We start from the raw sequence: 25,965 nt of genomic DNA on the forward strand, positions 1-25,965 counted from the left end.
CGGTGAGCGGCTTATGCGCTCAGCGATTTGCGACCGCGTGCGCGGCGTGCGTTCAGGATCTTGCGGCCGGCCTTGGTGGCCATGCGCGCGCGGAAACCGTGGCGGCGTTTGCGAACCAGGTTCGAAGGCTGATAGGTGCGTTTCATCGCTCCGTCTCCAATCTATAGCGGCCGGGTGCGGCGCGGATTCGCCTGGCCCTAGTGTTCGAAGCCCGTCCTCTACTGCTAAGCGGGGGGTAAGTCAAACCCCAAGACCGGGGTTTTGACGCCTTTTGCAACAATTCTGTATCCCGGCCCCGGAAAAGGTTTCAAATTCCGGGTTTTGCGCCCGAAACCCTCACATTCACTGCCACATAGTTCAAGGCCGCGTGAGGGCCCTGTTGCTTGGCCTTCGGGCAGCGCATGTTGGGTCAGGAATGAAACAGACAAAGCCGGATGGCCAGATGAGCGAAACGACCCAGGCACCGCGCAGCGGAATTGCGCGTCATATCCCCTTGCTTGTTATCCTTGCCGCTGCTGCGGTCGGGTTCTTTACGCTTGGCGATTACCTGAGCTTCGAGACCCTGCGCGACAATCGCGAGGCGCTGCTGGCATGGCGCGATGCAAATTACTGGGCAATGGCGGCCGCTTTTGTGGCGATCTACATCGTGATCGTTGCATTCTCGCTGCCCGGCGCGGCTGTGGCATCCATGACCGGCGGGTTCCTGTTCGGCCTGTTCGCGGGCACGGTATTCAACGTTTTTGCAGCGACCGTTGGCGCATCTGCCATCTTCCTGGCTGCGCGTTGGGGATTGGGCGAGTCGCTGACGGCGCGGCTGGAATCCTCGGAAGGTACGGTCAAAAAGCTGAAAGACGGGCTGCGTGAGAATGAGATCTCGGTCCTGTTCCTGTTGCGGCTGGTTCCGGTCGTTCCCTTCTTTGTCGCCAATCTGGTGCCCGCGCTGGTCGGCGTGAAGTTCCGCAACTTCCTGATCACAACCGCGCTGGGTATCATTCCGGGCGGCATTGTCTACACTTGGATCGGCGTCGGGCTGGGCGGGGTGTTCGACCGGGGTGAAACCCCAGACGTGTCCCTGTTGTGGGAGCCGTTTGTGATCGGGCCTATCATTGGTCTGTGTGTGCTGGCTGCTCTGCCGATTGTGATCAAAGCCCTGCGCGGCAAAAAGGACGCCTGACTCATGACCGAACTGAAGACCGATATCCTGGTGATCGGTGCCGGGTCAGGTGGCCTGTCCGTGGCTGCGGGGGCCGCCCAGATGGGGGCCGACGTGATTCTGCTGGAAGGTCACAAGATGGGTGGCGATTGCCTGAATTTCGGCTGCGTCCCGTCCAAAGCGCTGATTGCCAGTGGCAAGGCCGCCTATGCGCAAGCCCACGCATCACCCTTTGGGGTGTCGGATGTCGTCCCACAGGTGGACTATGGGGCTGCCAAGGACCACGTACATGACGTAATCGCGCAGATCGAACCGATGGACAGTCAGGGCCGGTTCGAAGGTTTCGGCGTGAAGGTCATTCGCGAGTTTGGGACCTTCCTGTCGCCAACGCAGGTGCAGGCGGGGGACAATGTGATCACCGCCCGCCGCGTGGTGATCGCAACGGGCTCATCGCCGCTTGTGCCTCCGATCCCGGGTCTGGAGACGGTACCGTTCTACACCAACGAGACAATCTTTGACCTGCGCGAAAAGCCCGATCACCTGCTGATCATCGGCGGCGGCCCCATCGGTATAGAAATGGCGCAGGCGCATATCCGGCTGGGCTGCAAAGTTACGGTGATCGAGGGCCTGAAGGCGCTGGGCAAGGATGACCCCGAGGCCGCCGCAATCGTGCTGGATAGCCTGAAAGCGGAAGGCGTCGATATCCGCGAACAGGCGATGGTCGCCGAGATCCGGGGCGCAGACGGCGCGGTCGAGGTTGTGACAGAAACCGGAGAGGTCTTTGCCGGTACCCACCTTCTTATGGCCGCCGGACGCAAGGCCAACGTTGAACGCCTGAACCTCGAGGCGGCGGGGATCGACCGCACCCGGACGGGTATCAGGGTCGATGACGCTCTGCGCACCAGCAACCGCAAGGTCTATGCCATCGGCGACGTCGCCGGCGGGCTGCAATTCACCCATGTCGCCGGGTATCATGCCGGTATCATCATCCGATCCGCGCTGTTTGGCCTGCCATCCAAAGCCAAGACCGTGCATATCCCATGGGCAACCTATACCGACCCGGAACTGGCCCAGGTTGGCCTGACCGAAGCGCAGGCGCGCGAACAGCATGGGGAGAAGGTGGAAATCGCCCGGTTCGACTATCACCACAACGACCGCGCCATTTCCGAGCGCAAGACGAAAGGGTTTATCAAGGTTATGGTCGTAAAAGGCCGACCTGTCGGTGCAACGATCGTGGGGCATCAAGCCGGGGAACTGATCAACTTGTGGTCTCTTGCGCTTGCCAATAACCTTAAGATGGGTCAGATCGCCGCGATGGTTTCCCCCTATCCGACGATAGGAGAGCTTAACAAACGTGTGGCGGGTGCTTATTTCTCGCCGAGGCTGTTTGAGAATCAGACAGTTAAACGAGTGGTCAGGTTCGTCCAGCGCTGGATCCCCTGACCTAAAGAAGGAGCGCCAATTGAACTCGCTTTCGGGCCGTTTCCTGATCCTGACGACGGTCTTCGTGATGTTGGCCGAAATCCTGATCTTTGTCCCCTCGATTGCGCGCTTTCGCGAAGACTTTCTGCTGAACAGGCTTGAGCGTGCGCAGATCGCCTCGCTCGCGTTGCTGGCCGACGACATGCTGGCCGATGAGCTTGAGGCCGAACTGCTGGCCAATGCCGGTGTCTATAACGTGGTTTTGCGGCGTGACGAGGTCCGGCAGCTGATGCTGTCCTCGCCAATCCCCGAGCAGATCACCAACACCTATGATCTGCGCGATGCGGGCCCCTGGATTCTGATCCGCGACGCGGTGAACCGTATCTTCACGGTCGAAAACGAAGTCGTTCGCGTGATCGGAGAGCCGGTCAAAGGGGCCGGGCTGTTGATCGAGGTGACCATCGACAGCGCGCCTTTGCGCATGGCGATGGTGGATTACGGCCTTCGGATTCTCGGCCTGTCCTTTGTAATCTCGATCATCACGGCGTCGCTTTTGTTTCTGGCGGTTCGTGTCGTCCTTGTGCGTCCGATCAAAAGCGTTGTCGGCTACATGCAGCGCTACGCCAGCGCGCCTGAGGACGCGCGGGGTATCATTGCACCTGCCTCCAAAGTCACGGAACTGCGCGAGGCGGAAGAGGCACTGAAAACCTTGCAGACCGATCTGACCCAGGCCCTGAAGCAGCGCGAGCGTCTGGCGCAACTTGGCGGAGCCGTCGCCAAGGTCAGCCATGATCTGCGCAACATCCTGACCTCGGCGCAGCTGTTCACCGACAGGATCGAATCCAGCGATGACCCGCTGGTTGGTCGTCTGGCGCCGAAACTGGTCAACTCGATCACCCGGGCCGTCTCACTGTGCGAAAGCACCCTGGCCTTCGGCCGCGCTGAAGAGCCCGCGCCGACCCTGACAATGGTCCGGGTTCGAGACGTGGCGGCGGATGTGGCGGCCAGCGAACAACTGGCCGTTGCGGATGCCCACGTCGAAATCGTCAACGAAGTCCCCGAGGACCTGGTCGTACGCGCCGACCCCGAGCAGTTGTTCCGCGTCATCATGAACCTTGTGCGCAATGCCAGACAGGCCCTGGTCGCATCAGGCCAACCCGGCCGCGTGACCATCGCCGGATGCGAGTTCGAGACCAGCTGGTGCATCGAAGTCAGCGACACGGGCCCCGGTCTGCCGCCAAAGGCGCGCGAGAATCTGTTCACACCCTTTCAGGGCGGCGTCCGCAAAGGAGGCTCGGGTCTGGGCCTTGCGATTTCACAGGAACTGGTGCGCGGCCATGGCGGAGATCTGCTTCTGAAAGACACCAGCGCAAGCGGAACAACCTTTGAAATAAGGCTTCCCCGCGGCGACGTGACTTTTTGAAAGTTTTTTGAAGAATCGACTTGCACGTCCACCGCCCCGGGTCTAAATACCGCCTCACCAACGCGGACCGATAGCTCAGCTGGATAGAGTACTTGACTACGAATCAAGGGGTCGGGGGTTCGAATCCTCCTCGGTCCGCCACTTGGTGCTTGTTGAACGTCACACGAACCTGACCCAACCGTCACAGTTGGACCAGAAATTCAGTGAACGTTCGACATCGGAAGGCGCCCCCAACGTTGGATATCAGTTGAATTTGATCTTTGAGTCATCAACTAACACGCCGCCCCGATTTCATACTCCCGCAGACATTATGGTTTGATCTGACATCCATATCGGAAAATCAGAGCTGATTTGTAGGTCAGACAGCGAAGCTGCCTGTTCCTGCTAATCTGCCACGTGGCGAACGCGGGAGGGGGCGAGGCAACGCTATTCGATAGGGGTGGTGCGGCCCGCAGGCACAGCCGAGGACACGGCCTGTCTAATAGGGTTACCCTAGGGGGAGGGCAGCGCCCTCACCCTGACGGCCAGGGGCGTTTGGCTTGTCCAAATCCCGCTGGCCCACGAAAGGAATGAGGCGTGAAGGATGATAGCCACCATTGACGATCATTAAATTCCCTTAATAGCGAAAAGTGACATTCGGCCCATTGCGGCCGTTCGCCCGTGTCTCAGTTCGTTGCGGCGCGGCCCCTCAAACCGGCCATTCGCTGCGCTCGCAAAATCAGATGATGGAAGAAATCACAGCGCGGAAAAAGCTCCCGTTCCAATTTATTTTCAGCTGCTTTCTAGGCCCCAAAACACAAACGCCTGAACGATCAAAGTTTCTTTCATCCGATAGGTTGCTGCCATTTTTATCTTGGCTATCTGCCCGGCTTCGAGAGGACCAGTAACTAAATTTGGGATGTCTTGCGTTGCCTCAGCCGTAAAATCCAACTCCGTCGCCGTGACACCGGGTTTGACCCATATCTCGGTAGGGGAAAGTGTCAGCTTTGCAAACTCTCCAGCACCTTGAAAGTAATTTATTAACTCATCGCGTCCACGAAACTGCTTTCGGGGGTTAGCAAATGACGCGTTCGTATCGTAAAAGGTGTCCACCAATTCGACAAATCGCGCTTGGTTAGGAATGTCGTAGTATCTGTGCCAAAAAGATTCATCGACTGCCATCATTGTCTCATTCCGTTTCCAATCACTATGAGAAACTATGTCATTCAGAGTGTGGGACGTCGAGAACGTCCCGCAGTGCGTCAATAAAGCCCTGTGAAACACGGGCTTCCTGCTGCCATCGGAGCAACCGCGGCATTTTGGAGATCAGACCAGCTTGCACGGATTAGGGCGGCCCAGAGCTGACTTATTATACGGCGTTTGAATGCTGCGGCCGCATCCCACTTGCCCGCAGCTATCAGTTGCCACGACCTCGGTTTATTGCCGCATTTGGTGATGCACATGAGGCCTTCGTAGCGTTTTGGGGCTTTATGTTTTTTGCGGAGATCCCAAGCGACTTCACGATCTGCGGCATAGCTCTGATTTTGGGGTAGGACTGCTTGTTTTGAATTAGGGCAGTTGAAGTGTGCGTTCCGTCTGAGAATAATTTCATACCATATGCGAATGCAGGTGATCTTACAGCGTGTCATTGTATTCCATCAACAACAGGTGGAAATCCTTGAACGCGTGGATGATCCGGGTCAGCGCGGAACCAACAGGTCCTTTGTTTGTCAGACTCTGCGGTCGCCCCTTAAGCTGAAGTTCCACAAAACAAATTTCTTCTTGTGACTGGCTGACGAAAATCGCACCGTCGTAACGCGTTTGGATTCTAAAACAATAAGGTGGCTTACATGGCAGGAAAATTTGAAATTTACGAAGACAAAGCCGGAGAATACCGTTTCCGGCTAAAGGCGGGAAATGGAGAGATCATTCTGGCCAGTGAAGGGTATGTCCAAAAGGCCAGCGCCGAAAACGGCGTCGCATCGGTAAAAACAAACGCTCCGAACGACGATAGGTATGAGCGGAAGGAAACCAAATCCGGTGGCCATATGTTCAACCTGAAAGCCAGCAATGGCCAGGTTATCGGGACCAGCGAAAGCTATACAAGTGCATCCGGACGCGACAACGGCATCGAATCCGTCAAGCGCAACGCCCCTGATGCGCGGATCGAAGACCTGACCTGACTTAGACTCGTCCTTGATCGCGCTAACGACCGAGGCTAGCCAAGTTTCACGGTGGCGCGAAGTCGCGACGCCGATGCCTTATTAACAGGTTTTCCAACCGACATTGCATCAATGCGTTTTCTGAAATTCCTCTCGCACGTTCATTTTCTGTTCATTTTTTGAATATGCGCGCTTCATTTGCACGCGCCATATTGCCCTACTGGAGTTAAGAAAACACTGGTTCCCGCGAAGGGCCGATGGGCAAAGGAACATTTGTGTCGGGGAATGGATGTAGGACCAAGCGCTGGCCGGGGGCAATCTGTCACGCGGTCTGCGTCATACTTCTGACTTGTATTCTATGCGTCGGGTTGGGGCACGTCGGCACGGCCGAGGCGCAAACTGCAAGCTTTCGCTCGGTGGATACGAACGCGGATGGTGTTCTGAGTTTTGATGAGCTTGTCGCCGCCTTTGGGACGGCGGGGGCAAGAAAATTGCTTCAGGATATAGATCGCAACGCAGACAATCGCATCACGATCATGGAACTGCGTGGTGGACGGGACAACGGGAAGGACAGTCAAGACAACCGAGGCACGCGTGAGACCGACGCGGGTAATCGGGGCGAGCGGGAAAACGAAGACGGAGACGACGGTGAGCGCGATAGAGATGACGGTGGCCATGATGACCGCGATGACGGCGACGATGATGATAAGGATGACGATTGATCTAGGCCCGTCGCGTTCATCTGTCATTCATCTGATCACACGCCGTAGTTTCATCCGGTTTTGCGATTTTTCTCACATGGCGCTGGCAAAACGAAAGCATCGAACAGCCAGTCACGGAGTTAAGCATGACACAGTTTCCCCAAACCTCTCCTTTTGCCTGCGACATTGCAAAATGGGCCTTTACCACCCGCAGGGTCGATCGATCCGACGTGCGCGGACTTTCCACGCGGATGGACGCCGCAAAGGCGGGTGATCTGATCCTGTGCGAGATTGCTGAGATCGGGCACCACAAGAAAATCCAATTGGCCGAGCGCCGCGCTTCGGCCAGTTATCCGGGCGATTTCGTCGTCCTTTGCCTGGGGGATCGCTATGCGCCAGATCAGTTTCTGGCCACTGCAATCATTGATGACGATCTGATTGATCTGGTGGCAGGCGGCGGCGTCGCCGGGCGGGTGGACGCGGCCCATGTCCGTATGGAAGACCCCACCCGGCTGAAACCTCTCGGCCTTCTGACGACTGCGGAGGGGCGGGTGATCAACGTGGCAGATTATGCTCTGCCCAGCCTGCCATCCAATGAAAAGGTCACTGTCATCGGTGTTTTTGGCGCATCAATGAACTCTGGCAAAACAACCGCCGCGTCGAGCCTTGGGCACGGCCTGATGCGGTCGGGCTTTACCGTGGCCGGGATCAAAGCCACCGGAACCGGCGCCTTTGGCGACTTCAACAGTTTTGAGGACGGCGGCGCTCCGGCTCTGGATTTCACGGATGTTGGGATGGCCACTACTTACCGTATGCCCCTGGCGCAGATCGAAGCCGGCTTTGACACGCTGGTTGCCACCGCCGCCGCGCGCGGGGCCGAGGTTGTGGTGGTTGAAATTGCCGATGGTGTGTTCCAACAGGAAACCCGGGCCATCCTGCAATCCTCGCGCATTCGCGACCGTCTGGATGGCATCTTATTCGCTGCCCCAGATGCGCTGAGCGCTCTTGGCGGTGTGACCGTTTTGGATCAGGCGGGTCTCAGCCCCTTTGCGATTTCGGGGATGGTCAGTTGCTCGCCTCTGGCCGCTGCCGAAGCCATCGAGGTCACGGGCCGCCCGATCCTGTCGCGCGAAGACCTGTGGTCGCCCGAGATCATCACCCGGCATGTCGTGCCGCTGATGCGCCGTGCACCTGAAGATGTGGCCGCATGAAACTCCTCCCCGGATTGGCCACAAGGGACCGCATCATCGATGCGGTCCTGGTGGTGTCCAGCAGCATCCTGCAGGCGGGCGCATTGGCCGTTGCCGCCTTTGCCACCCGGGATGCGTTCGCAACACTGCACGGTGGCAATGTCCTGGCCGTGGAAACCGTCGCGCAACTGGCAATGGCAGGCGTCGTCGCGGCGCTGTGTCTGCTAATATCGCAATACCGCGCCGAGGCGTTGGGCCAGAGCTACGCGATCTCGCTGCGTCAGGTTCTGTATCGGAAGATCGCCCGCCTACCGAAATCCCGCCACGAAGAACGTCGGCTGGGGGCTTTGTCTCTGCGTTTCGTTGGAGATCTTTCGGCCGCCCGCCTCTGGTTTGGTCGCGGTCTGCCTGATGTGTGGTCTGCTACCATAGTGATCCCAGGCGCTGCCGCCATTCTTTATGTGCTGAGCCCGGCGCTTGCGATCAGCGGCGTATCTGCGCTGGGGTTCTCTGTTGCGGTGATGGCGGCCTTGGCGTGGCATCTGGGACGTCGGCATCGAAATCTGCGCAGTCGCCGGGCAAATATCGCAATTTCAATGATCGAACGGATCGCGATTGCGCCGGAACTGGACCTAATGGGCCGCACCGGTCGAGAGCTGCGCAGGTTGAACGCTCAAGGCGCATCGCTTCGCAGCGATGCTCTGGCGCGCAGGGGGCGAACCGCCAGTCTTCAGGCAACGCTGCAGATGGGTGTAGCCTTTGCCGGTCTTCTGATGCTCTGGCAAGCCAGCCAAACCGGCATATCGCCAGCCACGGTTGCTGCCTGTCTTTCGGTCATTGCGCTGGTCGCCCATCCGCTGCAGAGGCTCGCCGGGGCATGGGACCAGTATTGCGCGTGGCGTGTGGCGCGCGAAAAGGCCGAGAGGCTGCTGTCGGAACCCGAGGTGCTGCGGAAAGCGACGCCCTGCACCGGCCCCATTGCAATCGAAATCACCGGAGAAGTTGATCAGACGCCCATCGCGTTCATGGCTGGACATAGCGCCGTCTCGACTCTGACAGGTAAACACGCGTTGACCATCGCGCGGTGTATCGCGGGGCTCGACCGGCGCGCGGGGATCAACGTGCGCTTCAGCAGGCAGGACAAGGCCCCCAAAGTGGCCTTTGTCGGAAATGATCATATCGGCCTTCAGGGCAGTTTGCGCTGGTCGGCAAGCCTAATGTGCCGGAAGCGGCCTGGCGACAGGAGGATATCAGAGGTCATGCGGCGCTTTGGCTTGTCTGATCTGCTGTCTGCGCCGCGCGGTCTTGATCAGCGCCTGGCAGAAAACGGCAATGGGTTGTTGCCGCATCAGACATTGCGGCTGGACTTGACCCGCGCCGTTCTTGGCAAGGCAGATGTCATTGTCATCGCCTCGGTGCGGTGGGAATTGTGCAAATCCCATCAGGCTGACTTGCTTGCGACGCTGCGGGCTCTGTCCGGTGCTACGATCATATTGGTCGAAGAAACCATCCCTCTTAATCTGGAAGAGAACTCAAAGGTCGTCTGACATGCGCTCATCTACCCTGTTTGGTATCTATGCAATGGTTCTTGTCGGTTTTCTTGGGGGGCTGGCGGGCCTGACCTTATACAGCCTCGAAAAAACCCGGTGGTGGGATGCGCGGATACAGTTGGCGCAGGAATCCTATGGGCTGCATCTGCGGCTGGAAGCGGACCTCTACCGCCTGTTCAAGCAGCACGGCGATGCGCTGCTTATCGGGGATCGGGACGACGGGGTGAGTGAAGTCGAACTGCGGGCAAAGATCGCCCAGACTCTGGAAGCGATCCGTAAGACCATCGCGCGTGAGATTCAGATGGTGGGCGACGAAGAGATTGAGGAACTGGAACTGCTTGATGAGATTGAGGATGATATCGAATCCGTCAACGCGGCCATCGCAAGCCTCTCAGCCGAAGGCAACCCGATTGAGACCTTTGTTCAGATAGAACGCCTGGCGGGTCTGCTTGATGGAGATATCGATGACGCGCTTGATCAGAAGATTCAGGCCGCGCTGGATGAAGAGATTGAGGAGGTCGAGGATGTTCTGGCCGAGGCAATCGCCTTTCGGCAATGGAACGAGCGGTTGGTCTACATGATTGTTCTGGCCGCAATCGCGGTCCTGCTGGTGGGGCTTGTATCGTTCAACCGGCAGATCAGAAAGCCGCTGACACGGTTGGCAGATGGCATCGGTCGCCTGCGCAAGGCCGACTATTCCGAGCCGGTCCATCTTGGTGGCAGTCTGGAGTTTCGCGAACTGGGCACCGTGCTGAACGGCATGGCCGAGGGCCTCGCCGCGCGTGAGGCCAGCCGCGCCGAGCAGAAGCGGCGGCTTGAAGATACCGTTGCCACCAGAACGGCCGAGCTGCAGCAGCTTATCGATAAGCTGGAAACCGGCGAGGAAAACCGCAAGCGGTTGATGGCGGACATAAGCCATGAGCTGCGCACCCCCCTGGCCATTATTCTGGGCGAGGCCGATGTTACCCTGCGGACGTCGAATTCCCTGCCCGACGAGGCCTCGGATTCGCTGGCGCGTATTCGGGATTCAGCAAAGCATACCAATCAGATCGTAGATGACATGCTGACCGTTGCACGATTTGAGGCCGGCCAGTTGAGGCTGGATCGCAGGCAAACCGACCTGCGCAAGATCGTTCATGATGCTGTCGCAATGTTCCCCGACCCGGTTCGGTTCGATAGCCTCGACATCAAAGTGATGGCATCGGTCGATGAGGTGCGTCTCCGCCAATCCGTGCTGGCCCTGCTACAGAATGCGCGGCGCTATGGAGGGCCGACGATCGGGGTCAAGCTGGACGAGGGGCTTGCTTCGTGCACGATAGCCATCGAGGATGACGGGCCGGGGCTAAGCGCGGCAGAGAAATCCCAGGCCTTTGATCGGTTCTTTCGGGGCTCGAACGCGTCGGGGCAAGGTATCGAAGGCAGCGGCCTGGGGCTGCCGGTGGTAAAATCCATCGTCGAAGCGCATGGTGGAGCTGTCGATCTTCAGGATCGGCCAGAGGGCGGGCTGCGGGTCGTCATAAGCCTGCCAAAGGCTGCGCGGATGAAAGTTGTTCAAACCGGCACGATGCAAAAAAGGGGTTGATGCGCGGACATCAGGGCTAACCTGATTTTGTCGGCGCAGTTTCGAACAGCGAAAGAGTTGAGGCACGTCATGAATATCTTGCTTGTCGAAGATGAGGCCCGCGTTGCCGATTTCATACGGCGCGGTTTGTCCGCCGAGGGCTGGGCGGTGGATCACGCTCCGGATGGTGAAGATGCCTTGGAGCTTGCCGCGACAAATACCTATGACGTTATTCTTCTGGACCTGATGCTGCCGGGCATTCAAGGTCAAGATGTGTGCCGCAAGCTTCGCGCCCGCAAATCGAAGACACCGATCCTGATGTTGACTGCTCTGGATAGCCCGGAAGAAAGGGTCGAAGGGCTGAAGATCGGCGCTGACGATTACCTGCCCAAGCCGTTCGACTTCGACGAGCTGATCGCGCGGGTCGAGGCACTACATCGCCGCGCCAACGGCTATGCTCGCGATCTCAGCGAGACCGAGATCATCTGCGGAGATCTGAAGTTTGATCGGACTTCGCTTCAGGTTTCGGTAGCAGGGCAAGAAATCAAGCTGTCAAAGAAAGAGCGTGATCTGCTGCTGCTCTTTCTTACCAACACAGGCCGTGTGCTGTCGCGTGAACGCATCCTGAATTCTGTCTGGGGGGTGCACGAGGACCCGTTGACAAATGTAGTCGACGTCTATGTTGGCCGGTTGCGTCGCAAGATCGGGGCCGAAGGCCAGCGGATCGTCACGCTCAGAAACGTTGGATACCGGATGGGCTGAGTGCGGTATTGGCGCAGCGCAAGAAGTAGACGCGTAGAACCAGAACCTGCAAATCTGTCATGATTTTGATCTTGGTGAAAAGTAACTGCAAGAAAGCACACGCATGATGCCTGGGTGGATTGATTAGCAGAACTTCGAGGGTTGGTGGGTTCACAGCCCGCCCAAACCGGGGCACACCGGCATCTGACGATGCCACTCACTCCAAGAACCCGGCCAATCCTCGTGGCGGCCTTCTCCGGGTGTTTCGGCGCAGTGGAGGAGGTCGCCTATTTTGTGACCTGGCGGGCTGCTGAAGGCAGTGCATGCTAGCCTTGGGGTTGTCAAATCTTATATTTTGCAGAACCAAATGTATTGCGGGAAAGTGCGCTGCATTCTGTAGGATACAGTTCTGGACATCATTACGTTGCGTCAGGGATTCGCGCTGAAAGATGTAGAGAGAATCTCTTTAATAATTGATACTAAATGATAATTTAGGAACCTTGAAAGCTACCTGACTGATAAGCGGACCTGCACAGGCCAATCTTACATATTTTTAAAGATTCTGAATAATTCAGTTAAACTGAATATCGCCTCTACACTCATCTGTCGGTTTGTATGAGTCGTAGGCAAGCATGTTAAGCATCATCATCTGCGCGATCGCATATGTCAGCTTTGAGTGCACCAACCTGTGGTGCGTCCTTGCAGGTGGCAAAGGCGATGCGATCTCTCTGCTACTCGCGTGTCAGACACCGTTTGGGTATTGGTCGGTGCTGAGCGCTGCACGGCTGTTATGGCAGACTGCGGATATTGTGCCGATACAACCTGCGCCGACGTTTCGGTTGCAGGCCACCACGCTCGCTTTGCCGCGTCGGCGTGCCGCCGCGCAAAGAGCGCTTCCGCAGATCGACGAGCAACTCATAGACACGTTGCTGCACCATACAAACAGCGTGATGACTCCGGGCGCAAGGCCGCGGACCACGTCAGAGATGTTCTAAACGATGCTGCTTTCATACCCCGGAGACAACTTTCCACCCAGAACCGGTGAGTGAAGACGATGGAAAAAAACAAGCAAAGCTCTCTGTCGGTCGCCACGCGGTTTGGCGAACGGTTTGGGCTGGTCCGGACATACAAGATCAAGATCCCAGGCACCGGCCCTGCGAATGAAGAATCTGAGCCGCTAAATGGCACCTCTGACAGAAAAAGAGTTGCTGGTATTAACTTAACGAAGGAGAAGATGATGTCTTTGGACATATCAAAACTCAGTGAAATCAAAGGTTTGATCGGCGCCTGTCTGGTCGACAGTGACACCGGTCTAACACTTGCTACCGAAGGTGGCGCCAAGTTCGACCTTGAAACCGCTGGGGCGGCGAATGTGGAAGTCATGCGCGCCAAACTGCAGGCAATCGATGCGCTGAAGCTGAATGACGTGATCGAGGATATCCTCATCACGCTGGGCAAGCAGTTCCATCTGATCAGGCCCCTGGAAAAGAACCCGAATATCTTCGTCTATGTGGCGCTGGACAAGAAGACCGCCAATCTGGGTTTGGCCCGTCTTCAGGTAAAAGCCGTCGAAGAGACGTTGAGTTTATAAATGACCCCCTCGCGCCGACGGTTCAGGCGCAGTAATGTGCCTGAACCACCCGTACGAGGGCTTGTTGCGTCAGCGTTGCTTTCTGCAATGTGATTGAAAGCCGGAACCATGAAAATTCTAGTCGCCGAAGACGATGTCAAAACCGCAGAGTTCGTGATCTCGGGGCTCCGCTCCAGCGGGTTTACGGTTGAGTGGTTCGAGGATGGACGCGATGCTCTGTCATACTGCCTGTACAACCAATGCGATGCGGTGATCCTTGACCGGGTGCTGCCCGGCATGGACGGCATGTCGATATTGAAAGCGCTGCGCGCGGCGCAAAATCAAACGCCGGTGTTGTTTCTGACCTCAATTAGCGACGTGAGTGATCGCGTCGAAGGTCTGACCGAAGGTGCGGATGATTATCTGGTCAAGCCCTTTCACTTCTCAGAGCTTCTGGCCCGTCTGCAGAGCGTGCTGAAACGGCGCACCGACAAGGTCGAGGCGACGGAATTGCGCGTTCTGGATTTGTCGATGGATCTGCTGAAACGTCTGGTTCGCCGACAGGATCAAACCATCGATCTGAAACCACGAGAGTTCGCGCTGTTGGAACTTCTCATGCGCAACTCGGGCAGGATCGTGACCAGAAACATGATCCTCGAACAAGTTTGGGATTACAACTTCGATCCGAACTCGACGGTGATCGAGACCTATATCAGCCGTCTCAGAACCAAAATCGACAAACCGTTCGAGGTCGCGCTTTTGCATACCATTCGAAATGTCGGGTACAGCCTCCATGGACCGCGCTAGTATTTTCTCGGGGGCGCCGTTTAGAACCGCGTGCTATGCGGCGCTTGTTGTCTGGGTCATCACGGCGGTGTTTGGATACGCTGCCTATGTTGCGCTGAAAGACACGCTGCGGGCCAATCTCGAGCAGCAAATTCTGGAAGAGGAACTGCTGCTGCATGAAATCCTGCTGGATGGCGGCACAGACGCGCTCCAGCGCGCGGTCGACCACCTGAACAGCCCGAACCGAACCACGCTGCATATAATTGCGCTGTTCGACAAGCATAACTCTGCTCTTGCAGGCACTGTGGCCAAGATACCCGAAACAAATGGCTGGCACGAAGTTGACCCTGATTTTGTTGAGATCGGGGGCGGTAGCCCTGTTTATCTGCTCAGAGCATCCGACTACCTCGGGTATCGCACTGTCGTCGCACGCAGCATGGCATCGATGAACCAGGCATTAACCACTCTATGGGAAAGCCTGGTGCTCCTCACCATTGCAACCACCATCGTCGTTCTCGGGCTTGGCTATTGGGTAAGTTATTACAGCTACGGCAAGCTCAGGCGCATTGAAAAAACACTCGACATGGTTTCCAAAGGGAATACTGAGGCCCGCCTTCCGGTTTCAAGCCTTAACGATCAGATTGATCGGGTGTCACGTCTTATGAACCGCCATCTGGACCGGTTGTCCAGTTTGATGATCAGCACGCAGACCACTGCCGTCACCATCGCCCACGATCTAAAGACTCCTCTATCCCACGGATTTCTGGCACTGCAGCAGGTTTTTGCGGAGCTGGACTATGGCGGCGACCCACGGCCAAAATTATTTGAACTGGAACAAGAGCTCAAACGGCTCAGCGCCGTGTTCGACACCATTCTCAGGATATCGCGGATCGAGGCCGGTACTTATAGACGGCCGTTCTCGACCGTTAATTTGAGTGCCCTGGTCGCTGATGCGGTTGAGACCTTCCTGCCCGTGGCCGAAGACCAGCAGATGAACATCACAGCGGATTTTAACGCCGATACCATACTGGTCCGGGGTGATGAGCAGATGCTGAAGCAACTTCTGGTCAACCTGATCAACAATGCGATTAAATACTGCCCACCCGAGGCCTGGATACGTGTCTCGCTTGTGGCCAGCAACGACTCGGTGGTGCTGGAGGTCTCAGACAATGGCTTTGGCGTACCCGGCCCGCTTCTTGATAAGATATTTGACGCGTTTTACCGCGTCGATGGGATTCGTAAGGAAAGCGGAAACGGCCTGGGTCTGGCGCTTGTCAAAGCCGTCGCCCTACGGCATGGCGCTAAGATTTCAGCCAATAACAACGATCCCGGGCTGAGGATTAGCGTCAGCTTCGGCAAACCCGACGTGAACACTATAGAAAACGACGTGTTCGATGGTCGTAAGAAGAAAACGTGAAACGAGGTGTATTATGCTGGGAAAACTGGTTCTGATGAGCGGCGTAGCCTGTGCTTCGAGTGCCGTTGCAAGCGGAATGGAGTTTCACTGCTTATCAGATGTAACAAGCGACGAGATCAGAATTTCACAACCCGAAGAAGGCGCAGACGCGCAACTAGTGTTTCACGACATCAAAGGGTCTGCGACGATCGCGCATGGCCTTGATGGTGTAACCTTTATCCATATCAAAGAAAACGAAGTCTGGACGCTCGCTCTACATTTCCCCACGATGAAGTATGAACTGTCCGCACATGGATCAGAAAACCTCGAAGATCATGGTCAGTGTACGCAAAACAGCGAATGAGTTGAGACCATTGCAAGAATACGCTCGCGATCTGAGCAATCCGCACCGCACCGGGTTGGTGTAAGACGACTTTTGTGCGCCCTCATTGAAGGTCGGCTTTACGTCGTTCCAATTCCCGATCGTAACCGTTTGCTAAGGCTCAAACGGATGGTCGTGCAGTTCGTGGTGTAAGCAAAGTGCCCTTGTAGTTTAGTTGCACCAATTATTAGGCACTGACGTTCGGTCATAGGTTGTGTAGAAATGTCATCCTCACGACCTGCCTTCTTTGAGAAAGCTCTCCATCTCGAAGCGGCCATCCATAACCTGCGTGCCGTTCGCCGAAATCTCGGAGGCCGGCCATGTTCTTACTGCAAAGCCCACGATGAAGGACATGATCGACACCCAGGGGAAACCCTCGCCCCGAAGGGTCGGCGTTAACAATGCGTCTTTGTTCCCCGGCTTCTGCAATAAGCATGATACGGCGCTGTTCAAGCCAATTGAGGGGGAGACTGTGTCGCTGAACAAGGACACAGCTTTTCTCTTTAGCTACCGGGCGATCGCCTATGAGCGGTTTGCGAAGGAGGCGCAACTCAAGGGTATTTCGGTGCAGCGAGATTTGGACCGCGGGCTCCCGTTCCTTCAACAAAGACTGATCCAAACCCACCTAAAGAACTTTCAGAATGGCGTGAAGATCGGTATGCGCGACGTGGATCGATGGAAGAAACAGTTCGACGAACGACTTCTTTCGGGCGCCCGAGACGATTTTCACTTTCTTGCGGTCCGGTTCGATCGCGTCCTTCCTATCGTGGCTTGCGGCGCCTTCCATCCCGAATACGACGTTCAGGGCAAACCGTTACAGCGGCTTGGCCGAACCGGCGAAGATTACGATCACGTTACGGTCAATGTGACGTCGCTCAATGGCCAGACAATTTCTGTTTTGGCTGGATTGGTAGCGAAGTTGGACCGGCTGGCGCGTTTGCGAGTTCGTTTGCGGGAGTTGCTGACGGTCGAAAGGCTGATGTGCTACTCAGGCTGTTGTTCCTCCATACCGACAACATGTTCCTGCGTCCAAGTTGGTGGGACGCTCTGCAAACGTCTCGCCGCGCTGCATTCACCGAACTGATGATGAGCGGCACCCAATCGTTCCTTAGCTGCTTTTGCGAAGGTCCGCTTTTTCGCACGCTGCCGATCCCTGCGGCATTCGCAGCGAATGACCGCTTTCCGCACATTCCGGACGTTCAACTTCTAGTGTCATGTGGCAAGTGGGCGGGACAAAGTTCGAATTCGCTGCGGTTGCTCGAACGACAGCTGCTGGTGGGTTGCGACGACAACGCCCTGCTGGTCGGGCGGGAAAGGTACTTGTACGCGATTACAAAATTCTTTGCTGCCCGTCGCGAATGGGGACCAACGTACATCGATCATCGTTGGGTGATAATTCCGGTTCTCAAAATGTGGTTCTGGGTGCAACTTTCCTTAGCCAAATAGATTATTTTAGTCGTGTAATAAAACTTTCAAACTCCGCGTCCGAGATTGTTGCGCACTCGTATGGGTTTGGAAATTGCTCCTCTTCAACAGATTCCCTGAACGCCGTAAGTGCAACTCGGCGTTGGTGTTTTATCTGTTCATATAGTGATTTGAGATCACCAAAGGCGCGTGCGTGGCGCGGGCTTTCAGGTTGCTCTCCGCATATGTCATTTTGAAAAAGGTAGATGATGTCTGCGCCGGGACCCGAACCGAGCGACGATGTTATCAGCGACGTACGCGAGGAAATCTCAGCCATTACTCGGTCACAGATTACTTCAGCCTCTACCGAAAAGGCTCCGGCATCTTCCATTGTGCGAAACGCATTCCAAAGCGCGATAGCCTCTTCCGCAGTCTTACCAACGGCGCGCAGGCCGCCCCGCCAAGTGGATTTGCGAGGAACCAGGCCAAGATGACACATCACGGGGATGTCTTCGCGCGCTAAAAGTTCAACGATGTGCGGTCCTCTTGCCGTGTAGATGCTGTCGGCACCATCCTTCATGGCCTCAAACGCGGCGGTCAGCACGTCACTTTCGGTTGCAAAGTCCGGGAGACCGAGTGCAGCGGTGAAGAACAATTCAGGCGCGCCTTGACGCACGGTGGACGTGTTGTGGGCATTGCCCATGATCAAGTCAATTCCGGCATCTTTCGCGGCTGCTGCCTCTTCGGTTGTATTCGCCGTCGTCTGAACCAGCTTGCGGATACCCTTTAGCGCACGAAGGTCGGAAGCGGTGTAGTTTCTAAGTGAGAACTTCGCGTCCCAGTCGTAGATACGTTTCATGACGTCACCCGATATCGATAAAGACATCTCCGTCTTCGACCTTAACTGGGTAGGTTTTCAGGTTCACACAGACCGGTGAGCGCTTTGCCTCGCCGGTGCGATAATCGAATTGGCCGTTGTGCATGGGGCATTCGATCAGATGATCGATCACCAGACCGTCTTCCAGATGCACTTCTTCATGGGTGCACAGGCCGTCTGTGCAGTAAAATTCGTCCTCGGGGCTTCGGTAGATGGCAAAGGTACGATCGCCATTGTCGTAACGGATTAGATCTTCGGTTTCGATGTCATCGCAAGCGCAGGCGCGGGTCCAGTTCGTCATAGGCTTTCCTGTATTCCGGGGAGTGGGTCACTCGGCCGCTATGGCTGTTGGTCGAGTGTATTCTGGGCTGGGGTTAGCGTCCTTGGGCAGCAACGGCTTGCGGTCGACAAAGTAGAACGGATCGCGCCGCTGGATCAGAATGGCTGGGAGCATTTCGCGAAATGCGGTCAGTGTTCCCTTGTAAGCTGGTGGGCAATCGCCTTTGATTTCTTCGTGCAGGGCCGGGAGATTGTAGAACGGCACCATTGGATACATGTGATGTTCCACATGGTAGTTCATGTTCGAATACACGAAGCGGAAGAACCGGTTCATGTAGACGGTTCGCGAGTTCAATCGGTGATCCGGGACGTCTTCTGCCAGCCCGGCATGCTGTAGTGACGCCAACAGGTGATGCAACCACGAACCATAGAAAGTGGGACCGCCGATCAGTACAATGGGCAGCCATGATTGCAGCACCATTGCCAAAGCAAATGTCATTGCGAGGATTGCGAGGTGAACACGCGACGCCAAGAACGCCTTAGAACGGTCGGCTTCGATGAGGAAGGTTTTCTGATCTTTGGTCAAACGACCAGCCGACAACCGAAACATCTTCTTCAATTCACTCCAGCCAGATTGCAGATGCAGCATGTTCCATAAGATGTTGAGTGGATGCGGAGGCCGTGGAAACGCAATCTCGGGGTCTTTTCCGACGATCACCGTGTCCGTGTGATGGCGTGTATGGCTCCACCGCCAAAGATAGGGGTTTTTCAGCGACATAAATGAGGCCAGCTGATAGGCTGCAGTGTTCAGCCAAGGCGTTTTGAATACAGTCCCATGGCAGCATTCATGCCAACGGCTGTCGGCACAGGATCCATAAAACACCCCGTAGAGGATGACAGACGGCACTGCCCACCACGTACCCCAGGTCAGAATGACCAGAGCACCGGTTGCCAACACAAATCCCAGCCAGATCCCGTAGTCGATCAGGGCCGGAGCATCGCGGCGCTTCATCAGTTCCTTCATCCGTTTCCGGGGGACTGGAGTAGAATACCACTGTTTAGGTGCAAAGCTTGGACCGCTGTCCCGGCCCGTCAGCGAATAATCCCGCCAAGGAATGGTATTGTCCTGCAGCACATCAGGTTCCTTTTCTACATTGCTGTTGCCGAGCAGAACCGAGGAGCGCCTGAATCGTCAAACCTGTCGTGATATTTTCTATCATTTCTCTCAGAATATTCTGTAAAATAGATGATACGTTTTATCATGGAGCGTGCTATGGCCCGTGTCACACTCAAAGACGTCGCAGAAAAGGCGGGGGTAGGCGTCGCAACAGTAGACCGCGTTCTGAATGCGCGTGCGCCGGTTTCTGCGGCGACAACTGCGCGGGTTCTTTCAGCGGCAGAAGCGTTGGGGTATCGCTCGGCAGGATTGTTGCGGCGCCGAGTTGAGGAGATGGCTCCAGCTAAACGGTTGGGCTTTATTCTTCAAAAGGAAAGCAAGTGGTTTTATCGCGAATTGGCAATCGAGTTGCAGCAAAAAGCAGAGCAGTTGCGCAGTATCCGGGCAAATGTTGTGGTCCGGTATGTAGAAAGTCTGTCGCCGTCCGAGCTTGCAACTGCGATTGACGAAATGCACGGCAAGGTAGACGCCATAGGCTTGGTTGCGATTGATCACCCGGAGATCAATCGTGCGATCGCCAGCGCTGATGTCCCTGTCATTGCATTGCTCTCGCCGCTGTCTTCGCCTCACATTACTGCCTATGTCGGGATCGACAGTCGAAAAGCGGGGCGGACGGCAGGTTGGGCGATGGCGCGTCTTGATCGAACCGAAGGCGCGGTTGGCATCCTTATCGGGTCGCACAGGTATCTGGGGCACGAAGCGCTTGAGAGTGGGTTCAGAAGCTACATGCGCGAATTTGCACCGCAGAAACCTCTTCGAGACTCTGTGGTCTATCTGGATGACGCGGCAGTCGCATATGAAGCGACAGCAGAATTGCTGCGGGCCAACAAAGACCTCTCCGGCGTCTATCATTGCGGAGGCGGAGTGACCGGAGCATTGAAAGCGCTGCGCGAGGCAGGGCAATCGCGAGAGATTGTCTACATCTGCCATGAACGGACACCGGTTACCGAAGCCGCGCTTGCCGATGGCAGTATCGATTTGGTGATTAACAACCCGCTGGATCAGGTTGCTGATCGCGTGACTCAGATGATGTCTCGGTGTCTGACCGGAAAACCAATCCAGGAACAGGTTGGAGTTATTCCGTTTGATCTCTGCACATCTGAAAACCTGTGAACATCAGCCGAAGGTGGCGCCGTTGATGTTTTCACGGGTGATGACTTCAACTGGAACGACCTCAGCCTGATGGGGCCGGTTTTCCAGTGTCGCGATCAGGGTCTGAACGGCTTGTTCAGCGATCCGTTGCATATTCTGATGGATGACAAGATCCATTGATCTGTCCAGCAGGTAGTTTCTCGTCTTCGGCGTAAGGTTGTGGCCGATCAGCATGATTTCCCCTGTCAAATCGCGATCAGCCAGAGCCGCAACAATGCCTTCGTTGCCACCGCCAACGTTATAAATGCCCAGCAGCCCAGGATGCTCGTCCAGCATCTGGCCCACCACTACGCGATTTTCCTGCACATCATCGTGGCCGATATAGGTGCCCACAACGCGGAGGTGGTTGAAATCCCTTCGCAAGGCTGACCGAAACCCCATCTCGCGATCCGAATGGTTGCGATACAGTTGCTCGCCGGAAATCACGCCGACGGTTCCGGATTGCCGTAGCATCCGACCCATAAAATAGGCCGCTGTTCGTCCTGCGGCCATATTGTCCGTCCCGACAAATTGGCCCAGAACTGGGCTGATCAGATCGGAGACGACAGGTATGCAGGGAATATTCAAACCGTGCAGCTCTTCAACTGCGTCGCGAACCCGCGGATCATCCAAAGCCTGAAAGCCAACTGCATCAATTCCCTGCCCGGCGCAGGCTCTCAGTTTTCGCGCCAACACAGATGGTTCCAGTTTCGTTGAAAACACACACTCGACGGTGGCGCGGCCATTGGTAAAAACACTTTGGAAACAGTCGCCCAGAAATTCGGTCGAGGGCCCGGCTTCCTCTGGCAGAAATATCTTCAGCCGCCAGGGCCGCGCAGGCTGGTCCAATTGAGCGCCGGATTCGATCGCATGCTTGGCCTGCAAAACACGCTGGCGGGTCTCAGGCTTTACGTTAGATCTGTTGTTCAAAACCCGGTCAACCGTAGCGGTACCGACCCCCGCAATCCTCGCAATCTCGGAGACACGTGCCTTCTTTGGGATTATTACAGCTTCATCGCTCATAAGCCTCTGCTAACATCATTCCCGATCAAAATCATCCTCAAATAAACTTCTAAGAACATCAAAAACCATCATTACCGTCATTTGATGCAATTTTTCTTGCCACCGAATTGTAAGGGGGCTTATCCCAACGTCATGCAACGGGATCGAGTCCCGTTCAGGGAGGATAATATGACCTACACAGCTAAATTACTGGCCGGGGTAACCGGCCTAATAATGACGGCCAATACTACACTGGCGGCGGATTTCACCTTTAAATATGGCAATGAGCAGCCAGAAACCTCGATCCGTTCGCAATCCATGGACTGGTTCAAGACCGAACTTGAAAAACGTACGGACGGTCGTATCGAAGTCGAGAATTTCTTTGGTGCCGCGCTTGGTAATGAGCGTGAAATGATGGATCAGGTGACGGCCGGTTTGCTGCAGGGCACGCGTGGCGGTTTCTTTGCCGACGCGTCCGGGGCATTCAACCTGTACCAGTTGCCGTTCCTCGTCGCGAATTGGGATGAGATGGAATGTCTGGTGGGTTCGGATTTCACCAAGGGCGTTCAGGCCCGTGCCGAGGCGAACGGATATCACATCCCTGCCACCGGTATCAGCCAAGGGTTCCGGGCCTACACCAACAACGTTCAGCCAATAACATCGGTTGATGATCTGCAAGGTCTGCGCATTCGCGAACCGCAATCTGATCTGATGATCGCCACGGGCACGGCCATCGGGTCTGTTCCGGTCGCCATGCCGTTTTCTGAAGCATATCAGGCGTTCAAACAAGGTGTGATCGACGGGCAGCACAACCCGCCGCAAAATATCTGGGACTTCAATATTCACGAAGTGCAGAAGTATCTGACGCTGTCGAACCACATGACCGGCCCCGATCCTTTGATCGTCAACAAGGCATGGTATGACGGTTTGCCCGAAGACCTACAGGCCACCTTTGACGAGGTTGCGGTCGAAGCGATGGCGATGTCAGACAAGCTGTATCGCGATGCTGAAACGAACATCGTCGGCGAACTCGGCAAGCACATGGAGATCAACGAACTGACGCCCGAAGCCCTGGCGGGTTTCCAGGAAGCCGTTGCGCCAGTCTATCAACAGATGATCGACGCAGGTCATTTCACGATGGATGATATTGACGCTGCCCGTGCTGCAGCGGCGTCCTGCGGCTAATCTGAAACGGCAATTCCGGGCGCCTTAACTCTGCGCCCGGAGTCCCTTTTTAACGGAACCGGTTTATGGATACGCTCTCTGCAATTGACCGTGTACTGACGCGCGTTATCGAAGCGCTGATGGTCGTGCTGTTTGGGGTGTTTTTGGTGATTGTCGTCACCAAAGTCCTGATGCGCCCCTTTGACATGGCGATCTACGGCGTCGACGAACAGGTCAAGATCGCGTTTCTTTGCACCTCGGCCTTGGGCGGTGCCGTGGCGATTACGAAGCGTGAGCATATCGCGATCACATTCTTCATCGACATGATGCCCTACTACGTCAAAATGGCCTTCTACGTGGCAGGGCTTGTCCTTGTGGGAGTGATGAACGCGGCTTTGGTCTGGCTGTCCATCGATTGGATCGCGGGGCCAGGCAAAAACATGTGGCAACCCTTCGGGATGCCTCAGGCTTATGTGTTCATCATTGTTCCGATCTCCTGCTCGATTGCCGTGTTCTACTGCTTCGTTCGTGTGGTTCTGACACTGGGCGGTCGGGATTCCATCGATGTTCTCTGGATGCCGGAGGACTGACATGCTGATCCTGTTCGCCACACTTGGAATATTGTTGGTCTGCGGCGTTCCGATTGCGTATTCGCTGGGGTTGGCATCGCTGGCGTATTTCTTGATCGAGGCTCCTGCGGCGACTGGGTTCGTTGTGCAGCGCTTCTTTTCTGGCATCAACAACTACCCGCTGGTTTCACTGCCCTTCTTCATCCTGATGGGCTTGGTGATGAATTCCGGGGGCATCACGCGGCGGCTACTGGATCTGTCCATGTTCTTCGTCGGTCGCCTGAAGGGCGGTTTGGGTCTGGTCAACGTGGTTGGCTCGATGATCTTTGGCGGTATCTCTGGCTCCTCCGCTTCCGACACCGCATCCATCGGGTCCGTTCTGATCCCCGAGATGGAAAAACGCGGATACCCCAAGAGTTTCGCAGCGGGGATCACGGTGGCCTCATCCACCATGGGCATGATCATCCCGCCGTCTGTGCCGATGATTATCTACGCTGTCGCCGCGGAAGAAAGCATCGGTCGCCTGTTTCTGGGCGGGATCATTCCCGGCATCATGGTTGGTTTACTTCAGCTGATCGTCGTGTGGGTGCTGGCCAAGAGGAACGATTACCCGACCGAAGACGTACCGTTCACATTGGCTGAAGCCGGTCGGCAGACCAGACGTTCTGCCGCCGTGGCGCTGATGCCGATCCTGATCGTGGGCTCGGTGGTCTTCGGCTTTGTGACCCCGACCGAGACTGCCGGAGCTGCGGTAGTATATGGCCTGATCATCGGCTTATTCATCGTCGGCTTCGGCGTTCTCAAAGAACTGCCTGGAGCCATGCGCCACGCCATCATCATGTCGGCCAAGATCATGATGATCATCGCGTTCAGTCAGGTGTTCATCACTGTACTGGCGCTGGAACGTGTACCCAATCAACTGGCCGATTTCGTTTCGGGCCTCGGACTTGGCCCGGTCGCCTTCATGGTTCTGACAGCCATTTTGATCCTGATGGCGGGTACGTTCATCGACGTTAGTCCCGCCATTCTATTACTGACACCGGTTCTGTTGCCGGTTGCTGAAAAGCTGGGCGTTTCCGGCGTGCATTTTGGTGTGGTGATGGTCTCGGGTCTCGCGGTTGGTGCATGCACACCGCCAGTAGGAAATTGCCTGAATGTCTGCGCTGCGATCTGCCGTATGCCGATCGGAAAGATTTTCGTCGGGGCCGCGCCGTTCCTGCTGGCAAATGTGGTGGTGCTGATTTTGATCGCGATCTTCCCGCAACTGGTTATGTGGATACCGGACGCGGTGATGGGACCGTAACGACACAGAATTGGGCAGCGGGGTGTCTTCCGGACCTGCCCGGCCTTGGTCAGCCAAAGCCTGAAATCCCCGCACACATCGACGCCCAAAAATTTTGGGCGCCAAACCTCAACGCCGGCCAAGCCGGGCGACACATTAGGAAGACAATTATGCAACGTGTAGGTGTCATAGGATTGGGAGACATGGGCAGCGGGCTGGCCAGGAACCTAATCAAAAACGGGTTCGAAACCACGGGGTTTGATCTGAGTGAGGCGCGACTGAAGACGCTAGGTGAAATGGGCGGAGTGCCTGCTACCAGCGTGGCAGATGTGGGGGCCAACGCGGATGCTGTCTATGTCATGGTCATGAATGGCGACCAGGCCAAGGCTGTCATTCTTGGTGAAGACGGTCTGGTCCGTCACATGGCGCAGGGCGGGGCGGTCATTCTGACAGCCACGATCAAACCGCGTGAAGCCCGCGAGATTGGTGAGGCCGTGGCCGGTTCTGGCATTCACCTGATCGATAGCCCTGTCTCTGGCGGCTTTCCGGGTGCGCAGGGCGGCACTCTTACCATGATGGCTGCGGCCCCTGATACCGTACTGGACGAATTCCAACCAGTGATGGAGGCGGTCTCGGCCACCATTCACCGCGTAGGGGACGGGCCCGGCCAAGGTCAGACCGTAAAAGCATGTCTGCAGACTCTGATCGGTTCAATCTTTTCGGCAACATTTGAGGCGTCGGTTCTTGCCGCCAAGGCGGGCGTGAAGGGCGAAAACCTGTTCAAGGTCTTTTCGACCTCTGGCGCGGGATGCGGATGCACCAACACAGCGCTGGAGAACATCATCGACCGTAAATTCGAAAACACTGGCTCGGGCATCGGCACCATGCACAAGGACCTGACCATCTCACTGGATCTGGCCGAAGAGCTCGGCGTTCCAATGCATACTGCTTCATCTGCCATGCAGATTTTCCATGCTGGCAAAACCAAATTCCCCGATGGCGACAACTGGGCCTGCACCCGCGTGATCGAAGACATTGTCGGCGCTGAGTTGCATCGCTGAGAA

At 56.2% G+C, this 25,965-nt stretch carries 27 protein-coding genes and 1 tRNA gene; 22 read left to right on the plus strand and 6 right to left on the minus strand.

Features of this window, described 5'->3' with window-relative positions:
- Positions 1-11: 11 nt before the first annotated feature.
- Positions 12-146, minus strand: coding sequence for a 50S ribosomal protein L34 (rpmH, locus tag ACR0MO_RS20065; protein WP_005980833.1), 135 nt, complete (start codon positions 144-146; stop codon positions 12-14).
- A 296-nt stretch (positions 147-442) separates the two neighbouring features.
- Between rpmH and ACR0MO_RS20070 the strand changes: the two genes are divergently transcribed.
- The 4 genes from ACR0MO_RS20070 to ACR0MO_RS20085 all read left to right on the plus strand — a co-directional run bounded on the left by ACR0MO_RS20070 (position 443) and on the right by ACR0MO_RS20085 (position 4,139).
- On the plus strand, positions 443-1,174 hold the full coding sequence (locus ACR0MO_RS20070) for a TVP38/TMEM64 family protein (protein WP_480583060.1): 732 nt from the start codon (positions 443-445) through the stop codon (positions 1,172-1,174).
- Between the two features lie 3 nt (positions 1,175-1,177).
- Entirely contained in the window at positions 1,178-2,596 is a 1,419-nt protein-coding gene (locus ACR0MO_RS20075) for a dihydrolipoyl dehydrogenase family protein (RefSeq protein ID WP_480893060.1), read from the plus strand.
- A gap of 19 nt (positions 2,597-2,615) precedes the next feature.
- Entirely contained in the window at positions 2,616-3,998 is a 1,383-nt protein-coding gene (locus ACR0MO_RS20080) for an ATP-binding protein (protein WP_480583054.1), read from the plus strand.
- A 64-nt stretch (positions 3,999-4,062) separates the two neighbouring features.
- Positions 4,063-4,139 (plus strand) — tRNA-Arg (locus tag ACR0MO_RS20085).
- Positions 4,140-4,769: 630 nt separating this feature from the next.
- On the opposite strand, the gene ACR0MO_RS20090 is transcribed toward ACR0MO_RS20085, so the two are convergent.
- Positions 4,770-5,162, minus strand: a complete 393-nt coding sequence (locus tag ACR0MO_RS20090) for a nuclear transport factor 2 family protein (RefSeq protein ID WP_480893062.1) — start codon at positions 5,160-5,162, stop codon at positions 4,770-4,772.
- A 665-nt stretch (positions 5,163-5,827) separates the two neighbouring features.
- Here ACR0MO_RS20090 and ACR0MO_RS20095 point away from each other — a divergent pair.
- The 13 genes from ACR0MO_RS20095 (at position 5,828) to ACR0MO_RS20155 (ending at position 17,462) form a co-directional block, all read left to right on the plus strand.
- Positions 5,828-6,160 (plus strand): YegP family protein, encoded by a 333-nt coding sequence (locus tag ACR0MO_RS20095; RefSeq protein ID WP_480516711.1) that lies wholly within the window; start codon positions 5,828-5,830, stop codon positions 6,158-6,160.
- Positions 6,161-6,396: 236 nt separating this feature from the next.
- Positions 6,397-6,861 (plus strand): EF-hand domain-containing protein, encoded by a 465-nt coding sequence (locus ACR0MO_RS20100; RefSeq protein ID WP_170623119.1) that lies wholly within the window; start codon positions 6,397-6,399, stop codon positions 6,859-6,861.
- A 125-nt stretch (positions 6,862-6,986) separates the two neighbouring features.
- A complete protein-coding gene (locus tag ACR0MO_RS20105) occupies positions 6,987-8,051 on the plus strand; it encodes a DUF1611 domain-containing protein (RefSeq protein ID WP_170623121.1) in 1,065 nt (354 codons plus the stop codon).
- Positions 8,048-9,577, plus strand: coding sequence for an ABC transporter transmembrane domain-containing protein (locus ACR0MO_RS20110; protein ID WP_480893065.1), 1,530 nt, complete (start codon positions 8,048-8,050; stop codon positions 9,575-9,577). The genes ACR0MO_RS20105 and ACR0MO_RS20110 overlap by 4 nt, the downstream gene beginning before the upstream one ends.
- A 1-nt stretch (position 9,578) precedes the next feature.
- On the plus strand, positions 9,579-11,162 hold the full coding sequence (locus ACR0MO_RS20115; RefSeq protein WP_480893067.1) for a sensor histidine kinase: 1,584 nt from the start codon (positions 9,579-9,581) through the stop codon (positions 11,160-11,162).
- Positions 11,163-11,231: 69 nt separating this feature from the next.
- Positions 11,232-11,903: a response regulator transcription factor gene (locus ACR0MO_RS20120; RefSeq protein ID WP_170623126.1), complete on the plus strand. Its 672-nt coding sequence runs from the start codon at positions 11,232-11,234 to the stop codon at positions 11,901-11,903.
- A gap of 611 nt (positions 11,904-12,514) precedes the next feature.
- Complete coding sequence (locus ACR0MO_RS20125; protein WP_480893069.1) at positions 12,515-12,877, plus strand: hypothetical protein; 363 nt, start codon at positions 12,515-12,517, stop codon at positions 12,875-12,877.
- A gap of 59 nt (positions 12,878-12,936) precedes the next feature.
- Positions 12,937-13,473: a roadblock/LC7 domain-containing protein gene (locus ACR0MO_RS20130; RefSeq protein WP_480893078.1), complete on the plus strand. Its 537-nt coding sequence runs from the start codon at positions 12,937-12,939 to the stop codon at positions 13,471-13,473.
- Positions 13,474-13,581: 108 nt separating this feature from the next.
- Positions 13,582-14,259 carry a response regulator transcription factor gene (locus ACR0MO_RS20135; RefSeq protein ID WP_170623130.1) on the plus strand — a complete coding sequence of 226 codons (678 nt, stop codon included), beginning with the start codon at positions 13,582-13,584 and terminating at the stop codon, positions 14,257-14,259.
- Positions 14,246-15,655, plus strand: a complete 1,410-nt coding sequence (locus ACR0MO_RS20140; RefSeq protein ID WP_170623133.1) for a sensor histidine kinase — start codon at positions 14,246-14,248, stop codon at positions 15,653-15,655. Before ACR0MO_RS20135 ends, ACR0MO_RS20140 begins: the two co-directional genes overlap by 14 nt.
- Before the next feature lie 13 nt (positions 15,656-15,668).
- Entirely contained in the window at positions 15,669-15,998 is a 330-nt protein-coding gene (locus tag ACR0MO_RS20145; RefSeq protein ID WP_170623135.1) for a hypothetical protein, read from the plus strand.
- Positions 15,999-16,368: 370 nt separating this feature from the next.
- A complete protein-coding gene (locus tag ACR0MO_RS20150) occupies positions 16,369-17,100 on the plus strand; it encodes a hypothetical protein (protein ID WP_170623138.1) in 732 nt (243 codons plus the stop codon).
- A gap of 2 nt (positions 17,101-17,102) precedes the next feature.
- Positions 17,103-17,462 carry a hypothetical protein gene (locus tag ACR0MO_RS20155; protein ID WP_480893072.1) on the plus strand — a complete coding sequence of 120 codons (360 nt, stop codon included), beginning with the start codon at positions 17,103-17,105 and terminating at the stop codon, positions 17,460-17,462.
- 1 nt (position 17,463) lies between these two features.
- On the opposite strand, the gene ACR0MO_RS20160 is transcribed toward ACR0MO_RS20155, so the two are convergent.
- From ACR0MO_RS20160 to ACR0MO_RS20170, 3 genes are read right to left on the minus strand one after another with little or no spacing between them, the layout of a single operon-like run.
- Positions 17,464-18,279 (minus strand): 3-methyl-2-oxobutanoate hydroxymethyltransferase, encoded by an 816-nt coding sequence (locus ACR0MO_RS20160; protein WP_170456766.1) that lies wholly within the window; start codon positions 18,277-18,279, stop codon positions 17,464-17,466.
- Between the two features lie 4 nt (positions 18,280-18,283).
- The gene (locus tag ACR0MO_RS20165; RefSeq protein WP_170410362.1) at positions 18,284-18,598 is read right to left on the minus strand and encodes a MocE family 2Fe-2S type ferredoxin; all 315 of its coding nucleotides are present in this window, start codon (positions 18,596-18,598) and stop codon (positions 18,284-18,286) included.
- A gap of 27 nt (positions 18,599-18,625) precedes the next feature.
- Entirely contained in the window at positions 18,626-19,711 is a 1,086-nt protein-coding gene (locus ACR0MO_RS20170) for a fatty acid desaturase (protein WP_170456764.1), read from the minus strand.
- Positions 19,712-19,849: 138 nt separating this feature from the next.
- On the opposite strand from ACR0MO_RS20170, the gene ACR0MO_RS20175 reads away from it, so the two are divergent.
- Positions 19,850-20,866: a LacI family DNA-binding transcriptional regulator gene (locus ACR0MO_RS20175; protein ID WP_170624814.1), complete on the plus strand. Its 1,017-nt coding sequence runs from the start codon at positions 19,850-19,852 to the stop codon at positions 20,864-20,866.
- A 3-nt stretch (positions 20,867-20,869) separates the two neighbouring features.
- On the opposite strand, the gene ACR0MO_RS20180 is transcribed toward ACR0MO_RS20175, so the two are convergent.
- Positions 20,870-21,907 carry a LacI family DNA-binding transcriptional regulator gene (locus ACR0MO_RS20180; protein WP_170456760.1) on the minus strand — a complete coding sequence of 346 codons (1,038 nt, stop codon included), beginning with the start codon at positions 21,905-21,907 and terminating at the stop codon, positions 20,870-20,872.
- Between the two features lie 168 nt (positions 21,908-22,075).
- Between ACR0MO_RS20180 and ACR0MO_RS20185 the strand changes: the two genes are divergently transcribed.
- The 4 genes from ACR0MO_RS20185 (at position 22,076) to ACR0MO_RS20200 (ending at position 25,962) form a co-directional block, all read left to right on the plus strand.
- A complete protein-coding gene (locus tag ACR0MO_RS20185; RefSeq protein ID WP_170456758.1) occupies positions 22,076-23,071 on the plus strand; it encodes a TRAP transporter substrate-binding protein in 996 nt (331 codons plus the stop codon).
- A gap of 65 nt (positions 23,072-23,136) precedes the next feature.
- On the plus strand, positions 23,137-23,640 hold the full coding sequence (locus ACR0MO_RS20190) for a TRAP transporter small permease (RefSeq protein ID WP_170410378.1): 504 nt from the start codon (positions 23,137-23,139) through the stop codon (positions 23,638-23,640).
- 1 nt (position 23,641) lies between these two features.
- On the plus strand, positions 23,642-24,922 hold the full coding sequence (locus tag ACR0MO_RS20195; RefSeq protein WP_480875370.1) for a TRAP transporter large permease: 1,281 nt from the start codon (positions 23,642-23,644) through the stop codon (positions 24,920-24,922).
- Positions 24,923-25,071: 149 nt separating this feature from the next.
- Positions 25,072-25,962: an NAD(P)-dependent oxidoreductase gene (locus ACR0MO_RS20200; RefSeq protein WP_170456754.1), complete on the plus strand. Its 891-nt coding sequence runs from the start codon at positions 25,072-25,074 to the stop codon at positions 25,960-25,962.
- Positions 25,963-25,965: the final 3 nt, after the last annotated feature.

The organism is Ruegeria sp. K5 (assembly GCF_056531805.1).

What these genes read in the sequence shown, in the direction of transcription:
- ACR0MO_RS20110 (WP_480893065.1), top strand. Translation starts at nt 8,048, where the DNA reads ATGAAACTCCTCCCCGGATTGGCCACAAGGGACCGCATCATCGATGCG.
- ACR0MO_RS20145 (WP_170623135.1), top strand. Translation starts at nt 15,669, where the DNA reads ATGCTGGGAAAACTGGTTCTGATGAGCGGCGTAGCCTGTGCTTCGAGT.
- ACR0MO_RS20090 (WP_480893062.1), bottom strand. Translation starts at nt 5,162, where the DNA reads ATGATGGCAGTCGATGAATCTTTTTGGCACAGATACTACGACATTCCT.
- ACR0MO_RS20140 (WP_170623133.1), top strand. Translation starts at nt 14,246, where the DNA reads ATGGACCGCGCTAGTATTTTCTCGGGGGCGCCGTTTAGAACCGCGTGC.
- ACR0MO_RS20195 (WP_480875370.1), top strand. Translation starts at nt 23,642, where the DNA reads ATGCTGATCCTGTTCGCCACACTTGGAATATTGTTGGTCTGCGGCGTT.
- ACR0MO_RS20125 (WP_480893069.1), top strand. Translation starts at nt 12,515, where the DNA reads ATGTTAAGCATCATCATCTGCGCGATCGCATATGTCAGCTTTGAGTGC.
- ACR0MO_RS20180 (WP_170456760.1), bottom strand. Translation starts at nt 21,907, where the DNA reads ATGAGCGATGAAGCTGTAATAATCCCAAAGAAGGCACGTGTCTCCGAG.
- ACR0MO_RS20190 (WP_170410378.1), top strand. Translation starts at nt 23,137, where the DNA reads ATGGATACGCTCTCTGCAATTGACCGTGTACTGACGCGCGTTATCGAA.
- ACR0MO_RS20075 (WP_480893060.1), top strand. Translation starts at nt 1,178, where the DNA reads ATGACCGAACTGAAGACCGATATCCTGGTGATCGGTGCCGGGTCAGGT.
- ACR0MO_RS20155 (WP_480893072.1), top strand. Translation starts at nt 17,103, where the DNA reads ATGAGCGGCACCCAATCGTTCCTTAGCTGCTTTTGCGAAGGTCCGCTT.
- ACR0MO_RS20135 (WP_170623130.1), top strand. Translation starts at nt 13,582, where the DNA reads ATGAAAATTCTAGTCGCCGAAGACGATGTCAAAACCGCAGAGTTCGTG.
- ACR0MO_RS20095 (WP_480516711.1), top strand. Translation starts at nt 5,828, where the DNA reads ATGGCAGGAAAATTTGAAATTTACGAAGACAAAGCCGGAGAATACCGT.
- ACR0MO_RS20175 (WP_170624814.1), top strand. Translation starts at nt 19,850, where the DNA reads ATGGCCCGTGTCACACTCAAAGACGTCGCAGAAAAGGCGGGGGTAGGC.
- ACR0MO_RS20150 (WP_170623138.1), top strand. Translation starts at nt 16,369, where the DNA reads ATGATCGACACCCAGGGGAAACCCTCGCCCCGAAGGGTCGGCGTTAAC.
- ACR0MO_RS20115 (WP_480893067.1), top strand. Translation starts at nt 9,579, where the DNA reads ATGCGCTCATCTACCCTGTTTGGTATCTATGCAATGGTTCTTGTCGGT.
- ACR0MO_RS20200 (WP_170456754.1), top strand. Translation starts at nt 25,072, where the DNA reads ATGCAACGTGTAGGTGTCATAGGATTGGGAGACATGGGCAGCGGGCTG.
- ACR0MO_RS20165 (WP_170410362.1), bottom strand. Translation starts at nt 18,598, where the DNA reads ATGACGAACTGGACCCGCGCCTGCGCTTGCGATGACATCGAAACCGAA.
- ACR0MO_RS20130 (WP_480893078.1), top strand. Translation starts at nt 12,937, where the DNA reads ATGGAAAAAAACAAGCAAAGCTCTCTGTCGGTCGCCACGCGGTTTGGC.
- ACR0MO_RS20070 (WP_480583060.1), top strand. Translation starts at nt 443, where the DNA reads ATGAGCGAAACGACCCAGGCACCGCGCAGCGGAATTGCGCGTCATATC.
- rpmH (WP_005980833.1), bottom strand. Translation starts at nt 146, where the DNA reads ATGAAACGCACCTATCAGCCTTCGAACCTGGTTCGCAAACGCCGCCAC.
- ACR0MO_RS20100 (WP_170623119.1), top strand. Translation starts at nt 6,397, where the DNA reads ATGGGCAAAGGAACATTTGTGTCGGGGAATGGATGTAGGACCAAGCGC.
- ACR0MO_RS20105 (WP_170623121.1), top strand. Translation starts at nt 6,987, where the DNA reads ATGACACAGTTTCCCCAAACCTCTCCTTTTGCCTGCGACATTGCAAAA.
- ACR0MO_RS20160 (WP_170456766.1), bottom strand. Translation starts at nt 18,279, where the DNA reads ATGAAACGTATCTACGACTGGGACGCGAAGTTCTCACTTAGAAACTAC.
- ACR0MO_RS20185 (WP_170456758.1), top strand. Translation starts at nt 22,076, where the DNA reads ATGACCTACACAGCTAAATTACTGGCCGGGGTAACCGGCCTAATAATG.
- ACR0MO_RS20120 (WP_170623126.1), top strand. Translation starts at nt 11,232, where the DNA reads ATGAATATCTTGCTTGTCGAAGATGAGGCCCGCGTTGCCGATTTCATA.